The organism is Nocardia alba NBRC 108234 (genome assembly GCF_001612665.1).
GTDB lineage: Bacteria > Actinomycetota > Actinomycetes > Mycobacteriales > Mycobacteriaceae > Nocardia > Nocardia alba.
The window spans coordinates 379,364-400,822 of sequence record NZ_BDAX01000018.1 but is presented as its reverse complement, the minus strand read 5'-3'; the positions used below and the strand labels follow the sequence as shown (position 1 = coordinate 400,822).

Sequence of the window (21,459 nt, the reverse complement as noted above, 5' to 3'; positions counted from 1 at the left end):
AGTGCGGTGGTGGGGTGGTGGGGTCATGGCGGAGTCGGGGTATGGCGTGCGGGGCGGACCTGTGAAGTGGGGGTTGGGGTGGATTGGTGAAGTGGGGTGGGGCCGGTGGGGTGCGGTGTGTTGTCGGTGCGGGGGCGGAATTGTGGTGGCGGGGGTGTGAAAGAATCATTCATCGTGAAGAACTTCGAATCCCTGTTCGCCGAGCTGACCGAGCGTGCCGAGACCCGTCCTGAGGGGTCGGGCACGGTGGCCGCGCTGGACGCAGGCGTTCATTTCCAGGGTAAGAAGGTCCTGGAGGAGGCCGGTGAGATCTGGCTGGCCGCGGAGCACGAGAGCGATGACGCGCTCGCCGAGGAGATCTCTCAGCTGCTGTACTGGGTCCAGGTGATGATGCTGGGGCGTGGGCTGAAGCTCGAGGACGTGTACCGACATCTGTGACGGCTGATCCGTCCCGATCGACACGTCCCACTTCCCCGAAAGGACCCTCATTCCCATGTTGCGCGTCGCCGTCCCCAACAAGGGCTCGCTCTCCGAATCCGCCACCTCGATCCTCAGCGAGGCCGGATATCGTAAGCGGACCGACTCCCGTGATCTGACTGTTCTCGATCCCGCGAACCAGGTCGAGTTCTTCTTCCTGCGTCCCAAGGACATCGCCATCTATGTCGGCTCCGGTGAGCTCGACCTCGGCATCACCGGGCGAGACCTGGCTTTGGACTCCGGTTCGCCGGTGAGCGAGCGGCTCTCGCTCGGGTTCGGCCGCTCCAGCTTCCGCTACGCGGCCCCAGCGGGCGAGGACTGGAAGGTCGAGGATCTGGCGGGCAAGCGCATCGCCACGTCCTACCCGAACCTGGTCCGCACCGACCTGGCCCGCTTCGGTATCGAAGCCGAGGTGATCCGGCTCGACGGCGCGGTCGAGATCTCGATCCAACTCGGTGTCGCCGACGCCATCGCCGACGTCGTCGGATCGGGGCGCACCCTGCGTCAGCACAACCTGGTCGCGTTCGGTGAGTCGCTGTGCGACTCCGAAGGCGTTCTCATCGAACGCACCGGGTCCGACCGTGACGACCGTGCCCGCAACCAGCTCATCAACCGCATCCAGGGCGTCGTCTTCGCCCAGCAGTACCTGATGCTCGACTACGACTGCCCCAAGTCGCTGTTCGACCAGGCCGTCGCCATCACCCCGGGCCTGGAATCGCCGACCGTCTCGCCGCTGACCGACCCGGACTGGGTCGCCGTGCGCGCCCTCGTCCCCCGCAAGCAGGGCAACGAACTGATGGACCAGCTGGCCGACCTCGGCGCCAAGGCCATCCTCGCCACCGACATCCGCTCCTGCCGAGCTTTCTGAGGTGAAGTGCGGGCCCTTTCGAGGGCCCGCACTTCTGCGCGTGCGGTTCGGGGCGCTGGGCTATTCGCCGTAGCGGTCGTATGCTTCGAACTCGCCGAAACCGTCGTGTAGCCAGCCCAGGTCGCGCCAGCTTCCCGAGCCGTCGAGCGGGCCCTCGTAGACGATTTCCAAGTAGCTGCCGGGATGATGATCGTCGAGTCGCAGGCGTCGGCCTCGGCTGAACAGGAACAGCGACACGCTGATGTCGGGCCGTCCGTCGATGAACTTCATACCGAGCACCCCCTCCCACGCCACCTGCAAAGTCGGACCGGAGGGCGCGGGGCTTCGGATGAAACACGCGAACCCATCCGGTGTCATCCCACTGGAGTCGATGATGGTGACCTGCTGTCCGAGATGCGAGGCAAAGGAAGCAGCGAGGAGATCGATGGTCGCGTCTTCTCCGCCGGGGGGTGAATCATGCTCTTGGTTACTGTCGCTTGTCACTGCCAGTCGTTTCCTTCCCAGCTTGCCCGGTCGGGAAATACCACTTCGTCGATGTCATCGCCGCGGCGGCGAATCTCGACGTAATCCGGGTCGTGCGCCCACACCTTGTCCGCGTTGACAGGTCGCTTCCGGATGCTCGGACGCCCGTCGATCAAACCATAGGCAGTGATGACCGATCGCTTGTTGCCCGCCTCCGTGATCACTACCGAGCCCAGGCTGTTCGTCGTATCTCTCTGGCCCGCCCGGAAGTAGATATCGACCTGACGGGTGTACGGCTCACCGGTTATGTGGTCAGTTCCTCGGTAGGTTCCGCTGAAGATCCGATCCGGGTTGTTGAGGATCGATGCCTGGACCTCGCGGCTGACCATGTGTTTATCCCAGGCATGCCCTTCTCGGCCGTGCTCGTAGGGTGCCGGCGCGTTGTAGAGCTCATCGGGCGTGACCTGTCTACGGAAATTCTCGAACCGCTCGCACGCGGTCGGCGTCAGCCCGAGTGGGTCGATGAACCTGAGCGGGTTGGTGGTGTAGGCGTAGGGATTGGGTGCCGGGGCCAGACCCAGTGGGTCCGAGGTGAGGTACTGGCCGGTGTCCGGGTTGTAGTACCGGAACATGTTGTAGTGCAACCCGGTTTCGGGGTCGTGGATCTGCCCGGGGAATCGGAGCGGTGAGCTTGCCTTCCCATACCAGGTGGTTCGGCCCCAGAGATCTGCGCCCGCGGTCGCCACGGGGCGAGCGGTGCTGGGGTCGATCAGTTCAGCGGGAGCACCTACGAGATCGGTGATGATCGCGTAGAACTCTCGGTCGATCGCGGCCCCGTCGGACGACTGGGTGAGTGGAACATGTGAACCGGGCTGATATTGCCAGCGAATGGTGGTGGCCCGGGTGGCCTGCTCGATGAGGTGCAGACCGTCCCACACGTAGTCCACGCGTTCGATCACGGCACCGTCGGTCGTCAGTTGTTGTTTGGTGGTGCGGCGGCCGAGGGCGTCGTAGGTGTACTGCCACCACTGATGGTCAGGAGTCCAGACATCGGTGAGCTGGTCGAAAGCGTTGTATCGGTAGTGCCACACATCGGGTTTGCGAGAAAGCCGGACGGTGGTCTTGCGGATCAGGCGCCCGGCAGAGTCGTAGTGGAAGCGCGTTCGGCCGTCGCGGACGAGGCGGTTGTCGCGGTACTCGCGTCGGCCCACCTCGGGCGGTGCGGTAGGCGAGGCCTGCGAGGTTTCGGCGGATGGCGTGGACGAGTCGACGATATTGCTGAGTGCGTCGTAGGCATAGCGCTCGGTAGGGGTGCCATTGGTAGAGACAGCGGTGATTCGGCCGACGGCGTCGAGGCGGTAGTCGCGATGGACGAGTTCGCTCTGCGCGCGGGCGACAGTGTGGGTGGTGAGGTAGCCGTCGGGGCGGTAGGTGAATTCGTCGCGGCGAAGCCGATGCGGCGCGGGTCTGGTGGTCGAACCCGATTCGAGCGAAACCACGTGCGGGGGGAAAGCGGTCACCTCTTGGTCGGCCAACTGGCCGAACCCGCTGTGCCCGCGGGTTACCGCCAGTTCGCCGATTCGCCAGCTGGTCAGGCGCCCGACGGGGTCGTAGCCGAAGGTGATGTCGTGGTCGTCGGCGCTGAGCCGGTCCATACGACCGAGGAAATCGTGGTGCCACCGGGACACCGCACCAGAGGGCGCGGTTCGGCGGGTCCGGTGGCCGCGGTCATCGTGCTCGAACAGCATCGGCGGCTGCTCGTCGAGTTGCTGCGAGGCGAGACTTCCGGCTGTGTCATAGGCGAATTCCAGTGCGTGTGTGGTGTTCGCGCCGACACCGTTGACAGCGGAGAGGACCCGCCCCGCCGGATCGTGGGTGTAGCGGATCCAGTCGTCGTCGGTGGTGATCTCGGTGACGCGGCCGAGCGAATCGTGGCGGAGATGGCGAGTCGTGCCGGTGGCAGAGGCGATCGCGGCGAGTCGTCCGGCGACGTCGAGGGTATAGCGGGTGGTGGCCCCGTTGTAGTCGGCTTCTGCGATGAGTCGTCCGGCGCGGTCGTATTCGTAGGTCCAGCGTTGGCCGATCGGGTTGTGTACGGCGAGCAGGCGGCGTTCGGTGTCCCAGGTGTACCGGGTGATCGAGCCGTCGGGATCGATGCGAGAGCGCGGGAGATCGAAAGTGCCGTAGGAGAATCGGGTGAGGCCACCGGCGCGGTCGGTGTGGGTGAGTATGTTGCCTTCGCCGTCGTATGTCCACGATTCGCTGTGGCCGTCGGGATCTGTTCTGCGGAGCAGGTTTCCGGTGGGAGCCCAGTCGTAGCGGGTCACAGCACCGAGGCAATCGGTGATACGGGTGGGTCGACCGGCGGCGTCGCGCTGGAAGTGGGTTACCGCGCCGTCGGGTTCGGTGACCCGGAGCGGCAGGCCCGCCGCGTTCACCTCGATGGCGGTGCGGGTGCCGTCGGGTTCGACGACCGCGGCCAGTGCGCCGTTCGAGTGGTAGGTGAATTCGGTACGGTCATCGTCGACGGCGCCGATGACGGCGGCGAGGTCGCCGGTGGTCGACCATTCGCGGCGCGAGATCGAACCGTCGGGGAACACCATCGTGGCGGGACGGTTGCGCCAGAAATACTCGATCTCGGTCGCGCTGCCGTCCGGGCGGATGATCGCCGTCGGGTCGCCCGCGCCGTTGTATCGGTATCGGGTCGTCGCACCGTCGGGTCCGCGGATGGTCAGTGGCCTGCGGTCGGCGTTGTAATCGAAATGGGTATGGCCGCCGACCGGGTCGACGAGGTCGCGCAGTTGCAGTTCGCGGTCGAAACCGTGGGAGGTAGTCGCACCGAGCGAATCGGTGACGGCGGTGAGGCGGCCGACGCCGTCGGGGAGGTGCCGGTAGTCGTAGTCGCAGTTCAGGATTCCCGCGGTCCCGCGCTGGAAGGCGACGCGACCGGACTCGTCGTAGGAATTGATCATCTGATTGCCGTTGGAGTCGATCCACGATGTCATCCGGTGTGCTGCGTCGTAGGTGTAGCGGGTTGTCGATCCCACCGCGTCGGTTACCGAAATCAGATCCGGCCCCGTGTAGGCGAATTCCATTATCGGCGTAGCGAACTCGCCGAGATCCGGATCGTCCTCGATCAGTGAGAGCCCGGTAATTCGCGCACGGTCGGTCTCGATGCGGACCCGGTAGCCGCCCGAATGCGAGACCTCTACCGGCACTCCTTCGGAGTCGTAGTGGAAGCGAATGCGGTTGTGGTGGCGATCGGTGACGGCAGATACGGCGTAGTTGCCGTATCTCGCTTCGATGCCGTCGAGTCCCGATTCGGGTGCGAAGTGCCAGATCACCTCTCGCCGTTGATCCCAGATGCGGTAGCCGCCGGTATCGGTACGGGTCAACGACCATTGTTGGCCTTCGGTGTGCGGATGCACCGCGACGCCGACCTCGGCGTGCGGGTATGCGAGCATCACGGCGTTCTCGCCGATGAAGGTGACCCCCGCATCCTCGACAACGATCCGTGCGTCGAGCGTGCTGGACCACGACGGGCCGAACCAGCGACCGAACCGGAAGTTCGAATGATGTGCGCGTTGCAGTGTCAGCGGTAGGACGGCCGGTAGGTCGAGATCTGTTTCAGGAAGCAGGAACTCGCCGGTACTGATATCGACAGGATCAGTGGAACAGGTCTTCTGATCGGGTGTGCGATCGGATTCCGCACCGGACTCGCGGGCGTGCTCGTTGGCATCGCGATCGGCATCGGCGCGATCCTGCGCCGACGGGCGTTCACGATCGCTGTCGGGATCGTGATCACGGTCCGGAGTTCGATCGGTGGGCGAGTCGGGGTCAGCCTTGCTGTCGGGGGTTCGGTCGGTGGGTGTGGCCGAATCACGTTCGGGTGTGCAATCTTTCGGCGCTTGTTCAGGCTCGGGGGAGCGACCGTCCGCGCGGTCGCGGGGTTTGTCCGGGTTGTGATCCGGTCCTCGGCCGTCGGATTCGGGGTGTGCGCGGGATGGCGATTCGGCGTCTGCTCGTGTCGGCGTGTGCCCTGGTGTCGACCTGGTCGGGGAATCGGGATGGGGTCCTGCGGTCAGCGGCGAATGCCCGTTCGCGCGTCCGGCAGGGTCGGGCGCCGCGCCGGCGCGCGGGGAGACAGGAGCCCTGTGGGGTTCGGTGCCTGGATCGTGTTGTGGCCGTTGTGGTGTCGAATCGACGCGGGGTGAGTGCGGCGTCTGCGATGGCCCGGCTGGGGTGGCGCCGGGGTGGGGGCGCGCCGGGTGTGCGTCGGGAGTCGGTCGGTGTGTGGGGCCATTGTCGGGATTGATGCTGTGGCCGGGCTGCCAGCCTGCGGCAGGTGTCGTGGGGCTCGGGGTCTGTGGCGTCGGATCGGCGTGAGCAGTCGGTCGTGAGTCGACGTCGGACCGTGCGTCGTCAGTGTGCGGCGCTCGATCAGCGATGGGGTTCACCCGGGTTTCCGACGCCGAGCCGTCCTCTCGGGATGTTCGGTCGGGATCGCTGTGCTGAGTCGGAGCGGTGTCCTGATCACTGTGCGATGTCGTGCCGGGATCCGCCTGCGAGCGGGGCGAGTCCCCGTGCGGTGTCGCTGGTGAATCCGGATTCGTGTGGTGAGTCGACGCGGGGTCGGTGCGCGGAGGCTGGGTGTGGTCGGTGTGTTGAGTCGGGGTGCGATCGGTGTGCTGATCGGGGGTCGGGTCGATGCGTTGGGATGGCGTGTGGTCGGTTTGCTGGGCTGGTGTCGGGTCGGTGCGCTGCGTGGGTGTGTGGTCGGTCTGTTGGGCCGGTGTCGGGTCGGTGCGTTGGGTGGGGGTCGAATCCGGGTTCGATGTGCCTGCCGCTTCCGGTCGCGGTTCCGGTCGACTCGTTTGCGGGTCGGCATCAGGGGTGCGGTCCGGTGTCTGCGTAGGTTCCGACGGTCGGGGGGGTTCGGGATCGGGTGTGCTGCTGGTGGCTTCGGTAGTGGGAGAGGGCTGGTCGCGGTCGTACTGCGCCGTCGGCTCGGAGCGGCGCTGTTCAGTGTGGTTCGGTGTCGGCGAAGAACCGTCGTCGGTGTCCTCGGTTCGTCGGGTCGGTGCGTCTCGTTGGGGCGCCCCCTCGACCGTGCGTCCTTCCGGTGTCGGCCCTCGATCGGAATCCGGAAGGCCGGCGCCTCGGCGTTGGTCGGTCTGCCCAGCCGGGTCGGTCCGACCGGCGGGGTCGCTCTGTCTGGTCGGGGCGCCGTCGCCGGTCGGACGATGCGGGCTCGGACCGGAACCGCCGTCGGGAAGTCGCCTGCCCGCCTTGGTGGCCTTTTTCAAGGCACTGATGGCGACCTTCGCACTCCCGCCGCCACCGGTGGCCGCGGTGAGCAGTGCATCGCCGGTGAGCGCACCGACGAACTCGAACGGGTTGGCCCGAGCGTCCTTCACGATCGCCGAGACCGCGGCGCCGGGATCCGCCACGGCGACAACGAGTCCGGTGCCGAGGTCGGACAACCCTTTCGCGTAGTCCGCGGGGTGGGTGATGTTGTAGATATCGGTCGGATTCACCTGGCGCACGAACTGCGCGAGCCCCGTGAGACTGGTGAGCAGACCGGCGGAGAAATTCAGCGCTCCGTGTTCGAGGACTCCACCGAGGTCGGAGATGTTGGCAATCCACCGTTCGGTGAAAGGCGGTTCCTTCGGGGCCTTCTCGGTAGCCGCGGACAACGCTCCGTTGGCGATCGACGCGCCGTTGTCACGCTGAACTCGTGCGCCCCGCAGGATCTCTCGCGCGTCGTTGCGAAGCGTCGTCCAGGTGTCGACCAGCGGATTCTGCCGTTGCTCCTTACCGGTCAGCGAGTTCCACCAGTTCTTCTGCCTGACTTCTTCGGCGTGGGCGGCCTTCCACCGCTCGACAGCGGTCGCGGCCTTGTCCTGCGCGGCTTTCACCTCGTTCTGCCAGGCTTCCATGGCCCCGGCCGCCGCCGCCATGGCATCGCCGCCCTCGAACCAGAGTTTCGGCTGCTTGTCGTAGACCTGATTGAAGGCGTCTGCGCCCTGGCCCGTCCAATCGGCCGCGTCGATCTTCTGCAGCGCCTGACCCGTCGACTCGATCGCCGCGGCCATCTTCTTCAATGTTTCCGCAGCTGAACCGATTTCAGCAGGCTCTCCGAGGATCAGTTCTTTGGGGTCCTCGGTCTGGCCCAGTTCTTCCTCTTCGACATCGCCGCCGGTTGCCGAGGCGATGTTGTCGCCCAGATCGTCGAGCGCGTTGTCGACACTGTCCAGGCCGACATACCCGGCCGCGTCCGCGACCACGTCCAGACCGTCATCGATGACCTGCCCGGCGCCCTCGGCAAGATCCTCGACACCGTCCTCGATCGCGCTTCCGACTTTGTCGATGAAATCGCCGAGTCCCACTGACTATTGCCCCCCTGGCCCCTGTTTCAGGATATCGGCTGCCTGCTGGGCGGCACCGGTATCCCAACCAGGCGATTCACCGGTGACGAGGCCGCCCAGCGGGCTCACATTCGCCAGCGCCTGCGGGCCGACCGCCTCGATTACCTTGATATTTTTCTGAATGGATTCATTGGCGTCCTGAAAAGACTTCGTGCTGTAATCCGCGTTGCGGATATGGTTGAAGGAGTTGTCGGAGAAGGTATCGCCCCAGGAACGCTTGGTGATTTCCTCGTCGGACAGATGTGGGTTTCCCGCGAGGTGCGTCCACATCTTCTTGAGCGTGTCGTGGGCCTTGTTATCCATTTCGTCGTAACGGCCGGCGGCCAAACCGAGCGTCCGGGCTATCGAGTTGCCCCCTTGGACCAGCGCGCGCACTCCCCAGGACCACCGCTCGGTGAACTCCTCGAAGGTCTTCTGCACGGTGTGCTTGCCCACTTCCAGCGTCGAGAGCGTGAGCAGCGCGAAGCCTCGACCCATATTGCCCGTCTCGCCGATCCCCATTTCCGACAGCTGACCGATGGTGTCCTCGATACCTGTCGCGGCCTGCTTCAGGACCGCGGGATCGATTTCGAGCCTCGTCATCGCCTACCCCCATTCGTCGTCCTACCCGGCGACATCCGGCGGAAACGCCATGGGTGCCGAACCCACGATGTCGATCGCGATTCCGGCGGGTTCGGCGCGGGACTCGACGTATTCTTGTAGTCGCCGGCCGAACAGCCAGTGGTAGCGGTACTCCCGGTCGCCATCGATGCCGCCGCCCTGTAGATGACCGCGAGCCGCCATGAACAGGGCGTACTCCTCGATGCTGGTGAAGGTGCACAACCAGTCGACGCCGCCCAGCGGCGAGAAGTAGACGCGGTCGTCTGCCGTCAAGGGAACGAGCAGCGCGGCCTGCTGGAACGCGGCGAGCAACGCCGCGGGCTGCCCGAATCCCGCGTAGAACGCGGCGATCTCAGCGCGAAGGCGATCGCGGCCGTCTCCGTCGGACATCAATGGAACTCCCCCGCTGTGCCGCAATCACTTTCACCCTCGACAGTTTCGAGAAATTCGAGGCAGCTGTGCGTTTACTGCGCCGAGAGACTCTCCAGAGCCTCACGCACGAAGCACAAGGGGCAGATCGGGTCGAACGGCCGTGTCGGCGCGCCGTTGAGGATCGGCTGGGCGACGGTCGGCGCGATGGCCGAACTCGCTGAGGCGACAGCTGGAAAGGTTGCCATCGCCAGCGCGATTCCGGCGGCGGCAACGGTCCGGGGCAGAATGCGGTTCATCAGTTCTCCTTGCCGGGCGGGAATGGCTGTAGGCCCGCGACCTGCAGTTTACGCGGGACGAGGTGCTACCGGGAGACCCGAAATATCGGGGCAGGTGGCCACACTGTGTGCCGGGTCGACGCCGCGCCGCGAGTAGACTGGACGGCAGATTTGTCCGGACAATCCATGATCGGGGCGAACATGTCGAACAAGAACGAGCACGAAGAAAAGATCGAGAAGGAGCAGGTCGAGCGCGAAGAAGAGCGCCGCCGCCTGCAAGAAGAAGAGGAACGTCGCCTGCGGTAGAAACCCCGGCGATCTGCCCCGGCCCTCTCGAACATCGCGCCGCCGATCGCGCGGTCGGCAGCGAGATCGGTTCAGGCTGAACGCAATCGGTGCGCACTCGCGATCGCGTTGCTACCTTGCATTTTCTCGTTGAGAACCGCAAGGAGTCACCGTGTCGCAGACAACGCCCGAGCCTCGGCCCGCCGGCGCATTCAGCTGGAACGAAGACTGGTTGGCTACTGTCGTCGGCCTCGTGCTGATCGGCCTCGTGCTGATCGGCGCGATCCCGGATTGGCTGGTGCCGTGATGGGGGAGACCAGGACGACGTCGGAAACCGCTGCGTTGCAAGCGAATCCGCGTCCAGCGGTGCGCGACATCGTGGCGGGCATCCTGCTGGTACTCGCGCTGGGCGCGTTGACGCGGTTCTTCGACACCCACGTTCCACAGTGGGCGGCGGATACGCCGTTCAAGCGGGTCGCGAAGACGGTCGAGTACCCGGTCTACGCGATCGTGATCGGGTTGATCGGCAATGTGATCTTGAGCAAACTCGCTCTGCGAGAGAGACTTTCGGCCGGTTTCCGGACCGAGTTCTTCATCAAGACCGGTGTGGTGTTGCTCGGTGCGTCGATCAATCTGAAGATCCTGGTGACTGCCGCCGCGCCGTCGATCGTGCAGGCGTTGGCCTTGATCACCATCGTCTTCGGGTTCACCTGGTGGTTCGGTGGGGTGCTCGGGCTCGACGACAAGCTGCGGGCACTGCTGTCGTCGGCGGTGTCGATCTGCGGGGTGAGCGCGGCTATCGCAGCGGCGGGTGCGGTGCAGGCGCGGCGCGAGCAGATCGCCTACGCGGCCTCGCTGGTGATCATCTTCGCCCTGCCGTCGATCTTCCTGTTGCCCTGGCTCGCTGATGCTTTCGGGCTCTCCGATGCGGTGGCGGGCGCGTGGATCGGTGGCAATATCGACACCACGGCCGCAGTGGCTGCCGCGGGTGCGCTGGCGGGTGAGCAGTCGTTGCAGATCGCGACGATCGTCAAGACCACGCAGAACGCGCTCATCGGTCTCGTGGCGATCGCGCTGACCGCCTGGTTCGCGTTCCGGGTGGAGCGCGGCGAGGGCACCGCTCGTCCGAGCATCGGCGAATTCTGGGCCAGGTTCCCGAAATTCGTGCTCGGATTCATCGCCGCCTCGATCATCGGCACGCTGTATCTGCAATCGGTCGACAAGAAGACCGGCGCCGCGCACATCGCCATCATCAACGACCTGCGCACCTGGTTCCTGATCCTGGCCTTCGTCTCCATCGGCCTGGAATTCTCGCTGCGAGGGCTGCGCGAAGCCGGATGGCGGCCGATCGTGGTCTTCGGATCGGCGGCGATCGTGAATCTCGCTGTGGGCCTCGGTCTTTCGGTGCTGCTGTTCCGCGACTTCGCGGTCTGAGTACCCGCCGCGGGCGTCCTCAGCGGTCGGTGCGGCTGCTCGCGATCGCCTCGGCCTTGATCTGATCGAACTGCGCGCCCATCCGCGCGGCCAGGGCGGTCGCGGCCGACAGCGGCCGGACCATCACCATCAATTCGTCGATCTTGCCGTCCTCGTCGAGATGGATGAAGTCGCACCCGGTGAGTTGCTTGCCGTCGACGGTGGCCTCGAACACCAGGGCGTGATCGCGCCCCTCGCCGATCTCGCGCACGTAGTGGAAGTCTTCGAAGACGCGGATCACCGCGCGCAGGATGGCCGCGGTGATGGCCTTGCCGGGGTAGGGCCCGAAGGCGACGGGGCTGGTGAAGACCACATTCTCGGCCAGTAATGCCTCGATGGCCGCGTCGTCACGCGCTTCGACGGCCGTACGGAAAGGATGCATCGGTCAGCTCACCTCATATTCAACGAGTTGCATAGGGTGTTCGCAGCTTAACCCGGACTACTCGCGCCGATATGCCGATACGAGCAGGTCGGCCGTCACATGTCCTCGGGAAGGCGCTCGGTGACCAGGTCGGCGGGGATGGGGGTCTGGACCGGCCACCCCGGATACGGCGGCGGGGTGCCGCCGTACTCGGGGCACAGAGGTTTGAAGTCGCAGAACTTGCACATCGAGTTGCGAGTGGGCGGGAAGTCCCCGGTTCTTCCCGCGTCGATGATGGCCTGCCAGAGCGCGGTGAGGATGCGCTGGAAGCGGTCCAGCTCCTCGCGCTCGGGTGTGTAGGTGAGAATGTTCTTGTCGGCCAGGTAGATCAGGCGCAGCTGGGCCGGGACGATGTCGCGGGTGCGCAGGATCATCAGGGCGTAGAACTTGAGCTGGAACAGGGCGCGCGCTTCGTGCATGGGCCCGGGTGAGCGGCCGGTCTTGTAGTCGACCACGCGCAGTAAGCCGTTGGGCGCCACGTCGATTCGGTCGACGAAACCGCGCAGCGGAATATCGCCGTCGAGATCGACCTCGACCCGTTCCTCCAGCGCATGCGGCTCGAATCGTCGCGGGTCCTCCAGCTCGTAATAGCTCGCGACCAGCTTTCGCACCTCCTCGAACAGTGCCTGCGGCCCCCCGTCGGCGACGAGCTCGTCCACCCCGTCGCGCTCGGCGCGCACCCGCTCCCACGCCGCCGGGACCAACTCGGCGGCCCTGGCCGGTTGACGCTCGGCCGCGGGCAGGCCGAAAAGGTCTTCCAGCACCGCGTGCACCACGGTTCCGCGCACCGCCGCTCGCGACGGCGGTTCCGGTACCCGATCGATCGCCCGCAAGCGGTACTTCAGCGGGCACTGCTTGAAATCGCTTGCCCGCGAAGGCGACAACGCCGGACGCGACCGAGGCGACGGCGCGTCGGCGGTGTCGTCGGGCAGGGGCACGGACAGGGGCACTGACATGTTTCGCAGGTTAACCGCCGCCACCGACACGATCACGCGGTTCGCGCTCGAGCGCGCCGGCCGCACTCGCCGCGAAATAGCTGACCCGTCGACCGCGTGGCTCGCCGCGCCTGGCAGGCTGAGAGGTCCATTCGAAGAACGGGAGATCAATGACGGCCAGACGAACCGGTCCATTCGCTATCGGGGACCGCGTGCAGCTGACCGACGGTAAGGGACGCCTCTTCACCGTGGTGCTCGAGGAGGGTAAGGAATTCCATACCCATCGCGGCGGCATCAAGCACGACGACCTCATCGGCAACGACGAGGGCACCGTGGTGAAATCGGTGAACGGCACCCCGTATCTGGCCCTCCGCCCGCTGCTCACCGACTACGTGCTGTCGATGCCGCGTGGCGCCGCGGTGATCTACCCCAAGGACGCCGCCCAGATCGTGCACGAAGGTGACGTGTTCCCGGGTGCGCGGGTGCTCGAGGCGGGCGCCGGTTCGGGTGCGCTGACCTGCTCGCTGCTGCGCGCGGTCGGTCCCGAGGGTGAGGTGATCTCCTACGAGATCCGCGACGACCACGCCGAGCACGCCGTCCGCAATGTGGAGACCTTCTTCGGCGAGCGGCCCGCGAACTGGTCGATCACCATCGCCGACGTGGCCGCCTACGAGGGCCCGCAGGTCGATCGTGTCGTGCTCGACATGCTGGCGCCGTGGGACGCGTTGCCCGCGGTGTCGAAGGCACTGGTTCCCGGTGGGGTCCTCGTGGTGTACGTCGCCACCGTCACCCAGCTGTCCAAGGTGGTCGAGGCGTTGCGTGAGCAGGAATGCTGGACCGAACCGCGCTCGTGGGAGTCGATGGTGCGTGGTTGGCACGTGGTCGGTCTGGCCGTGCGCCCGGAGCACCGCATGCAGGGCCACACCGCGTTCCTGGTGAGCGCGCGGCGGCTGGCCGAGGGCACTGTCACCCCCAAGCCGCAGCGGCGTCCGTCCAAGGGCTGATCGATCACGCACGGGTGAGCAGGCGGGCGGCCAGCAAGGCTGCCGCCGCGCCCGCGAACCAGATCCCACCGTCCACGGTGAGGCCCCATCGGGTGGCTTGCAGAATGGCGGCCCCCGCCGCGAGCACGGCCAGCACGGTGGCGGCCGAGCGGAGGCCGCGCACCGTCGCGACCGGCCCGTCCCACCAGCGCAGCGGCGTGTTCTCCAGGCCGCGCAGGCCGAGGAACGCGGCGCCGGTGAGCGCGGCGGTCGCGGTGAGCTGAGCGGCCGTGAGCAGCCAGAACCCGGACTCGGTCGGCGCGGTGCGGTCGGCGCCGGCCAGGTGGCTCAGCACGAGCACGGTGAGCAGGGCGGGCATGTGCCACAGGTACAGGGTCATCGCGCCGGTGTTGCCGATGACCGTGCACCACCAGACCCGAGGGCGGGCGGCGAGACGGCGCAGCCACGGTGCCACCGCGACGGCGGCGCAGCACAGCATCACCGCGTGCCCGGCCAGCAGCAGCGAGGGCGGCGCCAGATTCGACAGCCGTTGCCCCGGCACCGTGACCATGCTCACCTCGTAGGGACCGACCAGGACCAGGAGCACATCGGCGAGCAGCACCGCGCCGGCCAGCACCGCCGCGGTCCGCCGGCGCAACAGTCCACGCAGATAACCGATTCCGAGCACCGCGGGCACCAGCCAGACGAACAGGGTGAGGTAGCCCAGGATTTCCGGTCCGCCGGTGAGCCGCACCGCGTCGACGATCGCGGTGCCCGCCACGATCGCCGCGACCAGGGCGAACATCCGGCGACCGCTGGTGACCCATGAGGCCAGCGCGGGCACGAAAGCCAGCACCGCCAGGTAGGTTCCGAGAAACCACAGCAGCTGCACACCGGTCACCGCGAGCGGGCGGTGCCACCCCGGCGTGAGCACGAGATCGGCCACCGTCAGCAGCGCCACCGAGGCGGCCACGAAATAGCCGAGCGGTCGCACCAGTCGCTGGGTACGCCGGAAAAGCCAAGCGCCCCATGATGTCCCGGGTTCGAGGCTGCGCGCCCCGGCGGCCACGCCCGCGAAGAAGAACAGCGGAAGCACCTGCAGAACCCAGGTGAGCGGTCGCAGGATCGGCAGGTCGGCGAGCACATTGCCGAAACGCACCTCGTTGTCCGTCACCGTCACGGTCAGCATCAGGCAGTGCCCGGCGACGACCACCACCAGCGACGAGATCCGCAGCAGATCCAGGAACCGGTCGCGATCGGCCGGGGTGTTCGCGGTGACCACCGCGACGCTGGGAACAACGCTCATGCCCGTGACGATCGCAGAATTCGCGCCACCGAGACAGCGCGGAACTACTCGGTCACCGGGGTGGAACTACGCGGTGACCACAACCGGTCGCACGGCTGATCCGGCGGCGATCGGATCAGCCAGGGGATCTCGCGGCCTACGTGCCGTTCAGGGCGGCGGTGCGGTCCCGGTGGTACCCGGCCACCAGCCGGGCGCTTGCGATCGATCAGGCGGGCGCGCAGGGGGCCTGTGCGAAGCCGAGCAGCAGGCAGCCGCTGGCGTCGGAGAGCTTCCACGTACCGCCCTCCTGCTGCCAGGTGACCGGGAACGCGGGCGCGGTGCCGTGCGGGGAGGTGATCGTCACATCGGCGGTGGCGGTGTTACCGCTGGTCACGACGTTGTCGACGGCGAAGGTGAGGGTGTAGCCGGCGAGCATGCCGTTCATCTGATCGATGTTGGACTTGTGCGCATCGCCGTTGACGATCAGCTTCGCCTTGTCGTCGGTGGAGAGCGCGGGATCGCCGAACTTGATCAGCGTCGCCTTCAGGGAATCAGCGGTGGGGGCGGCGGCGTTGCCACCCGAAGGTGCCGGAGTTGCCGAAACGCTGGACGGAGCGGCCGCGATACTGGTACTGCTCGTGGTGGCGTTCGTCGAGGAATCGTCGGAGTCGCCGCAGCCGGTCAGTCCGACGGTGACGGCGAGAGCCGTCGCGGCGGTCGCGACGGCGACACGGATCGTACGGGGAGGAAGGAGCATGGACAGCAACCTTTCGACTCGTTCAGCGAGTTGCCCCGGACGGGGTGTTAGGGCAGCCTAACAGGTACAAATATGTGGTTGATGTCGTACCGACCGTACAAGATGTGATCACGACGAAACCATGTCGGAAAGCGAGAACGGACCGCGCCCGGTAGCGTTGATAGACCGGGACTGGGAGGAGCAGCATCATGAGCCCCAACGAGAATTCGGATTCGGCGGCCTGGCGAGAGCTCGAGGCGGTTCGTGCCGAGTCGGCTGCTCTTCGCAGACAACTCGCCGATTCGCCGGATCGCGCTCGCGAATTGGAAGCCAGGATCGATTCGCTGACCATCCGCAACGGCAAGTTGATGGACACGCTCAAAGAAGCGCGCCAACAGCTGATCGCGTTGCGCGAGGAAGTCGATCGCCTCGGACAACCGCCGAGCGGCTACGGCATCGTCATCCACGCCTACGAGGATCAGACGGTCGACGTCTTCACCTCCGGTCGCAAGATGCGCCTCACCTGCTCGCCCAACATCGACGCCGACGCACTGGAATACGGCCAGACTGTGCGGCTCAACGAGGCACTCACCGTCGTCGAGGCCGGAAACTTCGACGCCATCGGCGAAATCGGCACGCTGCGTGAGATTCTCGACGACGGCAGGCGCGCTCTCGTGGTCGGTCACGCCGACGAGGAGCGGGTGGTGTGGCTGTCGGGTCCGCTGTCCAAGATCGCCGAGAACGACGACATGGCAGACCCCGATTCGCCGATTCGCAAACTGCGCCCCGGTGATTCGCTGCTGGTCGACACCAAGGCGGGCTTCGCGTTCGAGCGCGTTCCCAAGGCCGAGGTCGAAGACCTTGTGCTGGAAGAGGTTCCCGACGTCGACTACACCGACATCGGTGGCCTCGGCCGGCAGATCGAGCAGATCCGCGACGCGGTGGAACTGCCCTTCCTGCACAAGGATCTGTTCCGCGAGTACGCGCTTCGCCCGCCCAAGGGTGTGCTGCTCTACGGCCCGCCCGGCTGCGGTAAGACGCTGATCGCCAAGGCGGTGGCCAACTCCCTCGCCAAGAAGATCGCCGAATCGCGTGGTCAGGATGCCAAGGAAGCCAAGTCGTTCTTCCTCAACATCAAGGGTCCCGAGCTGCTCAACAAGTTCGTCGGTGAGACCGAGCGCCACATTCGGATCATCTTCCAGCGGGCGCGCGAGAAGGCTTCCGAGGGCACCCCGGTGATCGTGTTCTTCGACGAGATGGACTCGATCTTCCGTACCCGCGGTTCCGGTGTCTCCTCCGATGTGGAGACCACCGTTGTGCCGCAGCTGCTTTCGGAGATCGACGGTGTGGAGGGCCTCGAGAACGTCATCGTGATCGGTGCGTCCAACCGCGAGGACATGATCGACCCCGCGATCCTGCGGCCGGGCCGTCTCGATGTGAAGATCAAGATCGAGCGCCCCGACGCGGAGTCGGCGCAGGACATCTTCTCGAAGTACCTCACCGAGACGCTGCCGCTGCACGAGAGCGATCTGCGCGAGTTCGACGGCGACAAGCAGGCGTGCGTCGAGGCGATGATCGAGAAGGTCGTCGAGCGGATGTACGCCGAGAGCGACGACAACCGGTTCCTGGAGGTCACCTACGCCAACGGTGACAAGGAGGTCCTGTACTTCAAGGACTTCAACTCCGGCGCGATGATCCAGAACATCGTCGACCGGGCGAAGAAGTACGCGATCAAGTCGGTCCTGGACACGGGTAACCCGGGTCTGCGGATTCAGCACCTGTTCGACTCGATCGTCGACGAGTTCGCCGAGAACGAGGACCTGCCCAACACCACCAATCCCGATGACTGGGCACGGATCTCGGGCAAGAAGGGCGAGCGGATCGTCTACATCCGCACGCTCGTCACCGGCAAGAACGCCTCGGCCAGCCGAGCGATCGACACCGAGTCCAATACGGGTCAGTACCTGTAATCACCAGCTGCGAAGGCCGCGTCCCGGTGGGGCGCGGCCTTCGCGTTTCTGTTCACTTTTTTTCACCGAAACGCTGCGCGGCAACAAGTGAATAGGGCACGCTTCACTTGTTCGTTTCACCTGATGAGGACTTACGAGGAGCGTTGTCATGGCCGGTTCCATCGCTGATCTGCTGACCCAGATCATCCTGCAGACCATCCAGAACCTGTTCAGTTCGATCAGCGCCGGCTGATCGAACCACCACTTGCGACGAGGGCCGCGTCTCCCCGAACGGGAGACGCGGCCCTCGTCGTCGGTGGGTCAGCCCTGGGTGGTGGTCACCGTGTTGAAGACCACGTCGGCGAAGGGGGTGCCGTCGGCGCCGCCGCCCGCCACACCGGCGTTCGCGACCGTGGTGAGCGCGTCCATACCGCCGGTGATGGTGCCGAAGGGGGTGTAGTTCGGGGGCAGCTGGGTGTCGCGGTAGACGAGGAAGAACTGGCTGCCGTTGGTGCCCGGGCCCGCGTTGGCCATCGCGACGGTGCCCGCCGGGTAGACCGCGCCCGCGAGGTTCTCGTCGGCGAATTTGTAGCCGGGGCCGCCCATGCCGGTGGCGGTGGGGTCGCCGCACTGCAACACGAAGATGCCCCCGGTGGTGAGCCGGTGGCAGCGGGTGTGGTCGAAGTAGCCCTGACTCGCCAGGAACACGAACGAGTTCACGGTGCGCGGAGCCGCGGCGGCGGCCAGGGAGATCGTGACGGTGCCGCAGGTGGTGTCCAGGATGGCTGTGTGGCTCGCCGTGGTGTCGATCGTGAAGGCGGGCTCGATGGGCCACTGCTTGCCGTTGGGCTGACCCGCCACGGCAGGCGTGCAGCCGGGGATCACCGCCTGATGCTTCGGTGCGGTCTGCGCGGCGGGGGCCAGAGCCACCAGGGCGGTCGCGGCGATGCCGATGCCCACGAGCGCGCGAATGAACGGTCGGTCCTGCGAAATGCTGGTCACCTTGGCGAGGTCTCCTCGGGAGCGGGTGCTGGCGGACGATGTACCGCGCATCCTGCCAGTCGCATCGGCTCGTGGGGGAGAGACCACCGGATCCGGTCGGCTCGTCGTGTGATCGACACAGAATGCGATGTTCGCGGGCCGATCCGCGGGGCGAGGGGCGTCGCTAGCCGGCCCGCAGGCGCCACAGCGTGGTCGTCTCGGCGGTGCGCGCCGCGGCGAGTGGGTCATCGCGATCGGTCGCGCGAGGGTGGCGCGGACGCGTGGTGAGCGTGTCGAGCACGCGCAGGCCCGCGTCGTCGAACAGGCGCGGGAGGTAGCCGACCGGACGCAGCCCGAGTAGTTCGGCGAGGTCGGACAGCACCAGCCAGCCCTCGCCGTCGGGGGTCAGGTGCGCGCGCAGGTCGCGGGCGAACTCGGTGAGCATCGACTGATTCTGGTCGTAGACACCACGTTCCAGGTCCGAGGTCGGCACGCCGGGCAGCCAGGGCGGATTGCACACGATGAGATCGGCGCGACCGGGCGGGTAGAGGGCGGGCCCGGTCACGGTGATCGCCCGGGCGAAGCCGAGACGTTCGGCGTTGTCGGCGGCGCAGCGCAGCGCCCGTGGGTTGATATCGGTGGCGACGATCTCGGGCACTCCGCGCTGGGCGAGCAGGGCGGCGAGCACGCCCGTGCCGGTACCGAGATCGAACGCGGTACGCACCTCGGGGTCCAGGGGTGCGTCCGCGACGAGATCCACGTATTCGCTTCGGGTAGGGGAGAATACGCCGTAGTCGGGGTATACGCGCGCGCCGAGGGCCGGCACCTCCACGCCCTGCTGCCGCCAACGGTAGGCGCTCACCACGCCGAGCAGTTCGGTGAAGGTGACCACGCGGTCGGCCTCGGCCGGACCGTAGGCCGCCGCACACGCCGCCGCTACCTCGGGCGCGCGGCGCAGCTCGAGCTCGTAGTCCGGGCCGAGGCGGATCAGGAGACTGCCGAGCAGGCTCGCGCGGGTGCGTCGTCTCGCCCGTTCGTGCTCGTAGAGCGCGCCGAGATCGCCCGCGGGCGGCTTGCGCGCGGGGGTGCGGTCGACGCGGCGGCCCAGCGCCTGCAGGAGTTGGCGGCCGTTGTGGAAATCGCCCTGCCACAACAGCGCCTCCCCCGCCTTGACCCGGCGGTAGGCGTGATCGGCCGAGAGCCGGTCGTCGGCCACGGTGACGGTGCGTGGTGCGGGCGCGCCGTTCTCCGAATGCCAGGCGGCGGTGTACTGAACGTGGTCTTCGGTCCAGGTGATGGTGGACACGGGCTGCTCCCGGTGATCGACGGTGCTGGTGACACGAGGACGTCGACGTCGCGACGTCGGGCTCGGTTGGTCGCTATCGCATCGGCAGACGTACTACCGCGTCGCCGAGGGTCGTGCCGAACGTCACCACTGCCGCCTTTCCGAGTGAGGAATGGTCCATTCTGCCGGATCGGTGTCGCGGCAGTGCTGGTCAGGGGCGGCGGATGCGTCGGTAGGTGGGGGCGGCGGTGGTCGCGGCGGCGAGTTCGGCGGCGAGCCAGGCGATGTCGGTGTCGCCGAGGGTACCCAGCGTCAGTCGCAGATGGTCGCCTGCGGGCCGTTCGCCCGCTTCGAACGGGCCACCCGGCGCGGCCTTGATGCCGGCGGCGGCGAGGCTGATCAGCGCGGCGTTCTCGTCGGAGACCGGGAGCCAGAGGTTGATGCCGTCGCCGGGTGCCACGACCACATCGTGGCGGGCCAGCGCACGGCGCAGCACAGTGGCGCGCCTGCTGTACTCGCGCCGCGCGCCCGCGACGGTGGCGCCGGCCCCCGCGTCGTTGAGCATCGTCGACAGCACCCGCTGCAGGAGGCGGCTCGACCACCCCGGTCCGAGCATCCGGCGCTCGACCACCGGATCCAGCAGTGCCGCGGGTCCACCCGCGACGGCCAGCCGCAGATCGGCGCCGTGCGACTTGGAATAGGAGCGGATGTAGACCCCGCGATCGGGGAAACGCGCGGCGAGCGAGCGCAGCGGGGTGGTCGCGATCCCCGCGGAGTGGTCGTCCTCGATGATCAGCGCCGGGTGCGCGTCCAGTGGCGCGGCCAGTTCTCGGACTCGGGCCGCGCTGAGGGAGGCGCCGGTCGGATTGTTGGCACGCGGCTGCAAGATCACCGCGCGCGGTGGTGGGCCGTCGAACGCGCGTGCGAATTCCACTGGCCGGAAACCGGATTCGTCGAGCCGGACGGCGATCGGGCGTGCGCCGACGCGCGCGAGCAAGTCGAGGAAGGGCGGAAAGCACGGATCCTCGACGATCACGGGGTCGCCGAAGCGCACGTGGGCGGCGAGCAGTCGGTCCACCGCGTCGAGGGCGCCGTCGAGGACCGTCAGCCGTTCGCACGGCCACGGCCAGTCCGCGCGCAGCGTCTCGGCGAGCACGGGCAGCACCGCCTCACCGAGATAGTGGGCCGACAGATCGCCCGGTGCGGCATCGCGCGAGAGCGCCCGCAGTGCGGCGGCCAGATCGGGCAGCAGCGCCGGGTCGGGGGTGCCGTGTGACAAGTCGACGCGGAAGGCGTTGTCGGAGTGGGCGTGCAGGCGCTGGTATCGCCCGATCGGTGCCTCGCGCTGCTCGCCGACGAAGGTGCCCGCCCGTCCGCGCGCGGTGATCGCGCCGGTCGCGGCCAGCGCGCGCCAGGCCTGACTGACGGTGGCGGGGGAGACCCGCAGTTCGCGGGCCACCTCGCGCACGGTGGGCAGCCGGGTGCCGGGGGCGAGTGCGCCCGAGCGGATGCGCCGACCGATCGCGGCGGCGATCCCGGCGGCGGTTCGTTCGTCGAGGTCCCCGGCGAAGTCCGCGGGTAGTGCGGTCGGCGACGCTTCGGTCATCGACTCATTCTGCGGGTGGTACGCGGCCGATCCCGGGT

18 protein-coding genes are annotated in these 21,459 nt (G+C 67.0%); 6 read left to right on the top strand and 12 right to left on the bottom strand.

The annotated features are described in order from the left end of the window. Window positions 1-174: 174 nt before the first annotated feature. Together NA12_RS20920 and hisG are read left to right on the top strand one after the other, a co-directional pair. Window positions 175-438: a phosphoribosyl-ATP diphosphatase gene (locus tag NA12_RS20920; RefSeq protein WP_067453921.1), complete on the top strand. Its 264-nt coding sequence runs from the start codon at window positions 175-177 to the stop codon at window positions 436-438. A 55-nt stretch (window positions 439-493) separates the two neighbouring features. Further along, window positions 494-1,345, top strand: coding sequence for an ATP phosphoribosyltransferase (gene hisG, locus NA12_RS20915; protein ID WP_067453702.1), 852 nt, complete (start codon window positions 494-496; stop codon window positions 1,343-1,345). Between the two features lie 60 nt (window positions 1,346-1,405). On the opposite strand, the gene NA12_RS20910 is transcribed toward hisG, so the two are convergent. The 5 genes from NA12_RS20910 to NA12_RS20890 form a co-directional block, all read right to left on the bottom strand. Beyond that, entirely contained in the window at window positions 1,406-1,615 is a 210-nt protein-coding gene (locus NA12_RS20910; RefSeq protein WP_132370023.1) for a hypothetical protein, read from the bottom strand. Between the two features lie 209 nt (window positions 1,616-1,824). Next, entirely contained in the window at window positions 1,825-8,196 is a 6,372-nt protein-coding gene (locus tag NA12_RS20905) for a putative T7SS-secreted protein (RefSeq protein WP_067453697.1), read from the bottom strand. A gap of 3 nt (window positions 8,197-8,199) precedes the next feature. Continuing rightward, on the bottom strand, window positions 8,200-8,817 hold the full coding sequence (locus NA12_RS20900) for a hypothetical protein (protein ID WP_067453694.1): 618 nt from the start codon (window positions 8,815-8,817) through the stop codon (window positions 8,200-8,202). Window positions 8,818-8,838: 21 nt separating this feature from the next. Further along, on the bottom strand, window positions 8,839-9,225 hold the full coding sequence (locus tag NA12_RS20895) for a hypothetical protein (RefSeq protein ID WP_067453691.1): 387 nt from the start codon (window positions 9,223-9,225) through the stop codon (window positions 8,839-8,841). A gap of 74 nt (window positions 9,226-9,299) precedes the next feature. Beyond that, the gene (locus tag NA12_RS20890) at window positions 9,300-9,503 is read right to left on the bottom strand and encodes a hypothetical protein (RefSeq protein ID WP_067453688.1); all 204 of its coding nucleotides are present in this window, start codon (window positions 9,501-9,503) and stop codon (window positions 9,300-9,302) included. Window positions 9,504-9,939: 436 nt separating this feature from the next. Here NA12_RS20890 and NA12_RS34700 point away from each other — a divergent pair, with 436 nt between their 5' ends. Together NA12_RS34700 and NA12_RS20885 are read left to right on the top strand one after the other, a co-directional pair. Further along, on the top strand, window positions 9,940-10,074 hold the full coding sequence (locus NA12_RS34700) for a hypothetical protein (protein WP_255284093.1): 135 nt from the start codon (window positions 9,940-9,942) through the stop codon (window positions 10,072-10,074). Beyond that, the gene (locus NA12_RS20885) at window positions 10,074-11,201 is read left to right on the top strand and encodes a YeiH family protein (protein ID WP_067453685.1); all 1,128 of its coding nucleotides are present in this window, start codon (window positions 10,074-10,076) and stop codon (window positions 11,199-11,201) included. The genes NA12_RS34700 and NA12_RS20885 overlap by 1 nt, the downstream gene beginning before the upstream one ends. Before the next feature lie 19 nt (window positions 11,202-11,220). Here the strand turns inward: NA12_RS20885 and NA12_RS20880 are convergent, their stop codons facing one another. Together NA12_RS20880 and NA12_RS20875 are read right to left on the bottom strand one after the other, a co-directional pair. Further along, window positions 11,221-11,622, bottom strand: a complete 402-nt coding sequence (locus NA12_RS20880; protein ID WP_067453682.1) for a nuclear transport factor 2 family protein — start codon at window positions 11,620-11,622, stop codon at window positions 11,221-11,223. Between the two features lie 95 nt (window positions 11,623-11,717). Further along, a complete protein-coding gene (locus tag NA12_RS20875) occupies window positions 11,718-12,617 on the bottom strand; it encodes a RecB family exonuclease (RefSeq protein WP_067453917.1) in 900 nt (299 codons plus the stop codon). A gap of 149 nt (window positions 12,618-12,766) precedes the next feature. Between NA12_RS20875 and NA12_RS20870 the strand changes: the two genes are divergently transcribed. After that, the gene (locus tag NA12_RS20870) at window positions 12,767-13,600 is read left to right on the top strand and encodes a tRNA (adenine-N1)-methyltransferase (RefSeq protein ID WP_067453679.1); all 834 of its coding nucleotides are present in this window, start codon (window positions 12,767-12,769) and stop codon (window positions 13,598-13,600) included. 4 nt (window positions 13,601-13,604) lie between these two features. Here NA12_RS20870 and NA12_RS20865 read toward each other — a convergent pair whose 3' ends face one another. Then, on the bottom strand, window positions 13,605-14,885 hold the full coding sequence (locus NA12_RS20865) for an acyltransferase family protein (RefSeq protein ID WP_067453676.1): 1,281 nt from the start codon (window positions 14,883-14,885) through the stop codon (window positions 13,605-13,607). Between the two features lie 205 nt (window positions 14,886-15,090). Beyond that, entirely contained in the window at window positions 15,091-15,621 is a 531-nt protein-coding gene (locus NA12_RS20860) for a WKL family lipoprotein (RefSeq protein ID WP_067453673.1), read from the bottom strand. 188 nt (window positions 15,622-15,809) lie between these two features. Here NA12_RS20860 and arc point away from each other — a divergent pair, with 188 nt between their 5' ends. Continuing rightward, the gene (gene arc, locus NA12_RS20855) at window positions 15,810-17,570 is read left to right on the top strand and encodes a proteasome ATPase (RefSeq protein ID WP_067453670.1); all 1,761 of its coding nucleotides are present in this window, start codon (window positions 15,810-15,812) and stop codon (window positions 17,568-17,570) included. A gap of 300 nt (window positions 17,571-17,870) precedes the next feature. Here arc and NA12_RS20850 read toward each other — a convergent pair whose 3' ends face one another. The 3 genes from NA12_RS20850 to NA12_RS20840 all read right to left on the bottom strand — a co-directional run bounded on the left by NA12_RS20850 (window position 17,871) and on the right by NA12_RS20840 (window position 21,421). Continuing rightward, a complete protein-coding gene (locus tag NA12_RS20850) occupies window positions 17,871-18,551 on the bottom strand; it encodes a peptidylprolyl isomerase (protein ID WP_067453914.1) in 681 nt (226 codons plus the stop codon). A 163-nt stretch (window positions 18,552-18,714) separates the two neighbouring features. Continuing rightward, window positions 18,715-19,836 (bottom strand): methyltransferase, encoded by a 1,122-nt coding sequence (locus NA12_RS20845; protein ID WP_067453667.1) that lies wholly within the window; start codon window positions 19,834-19,836, stop codon window positions 18,715-18,717. A 190-nt stretch (window positions 19,837-20,026) separates the two neighbouring features. After that, window positions 20,027-21,421, bottom strand: a complete 1,395-nt coding sequence (locus NA12_RS20840) for an aminotransferase class I/II-fold pyridoxal phosphate-dependent enzyme (RefSeq protein WP_067453912.1) — start codon at window positions 21,419-21,421, stop codon at window positions 20,027-20,029. Between the last annotated feature and the right edge of the window lie 38 nt (window positions 21,422-21,459).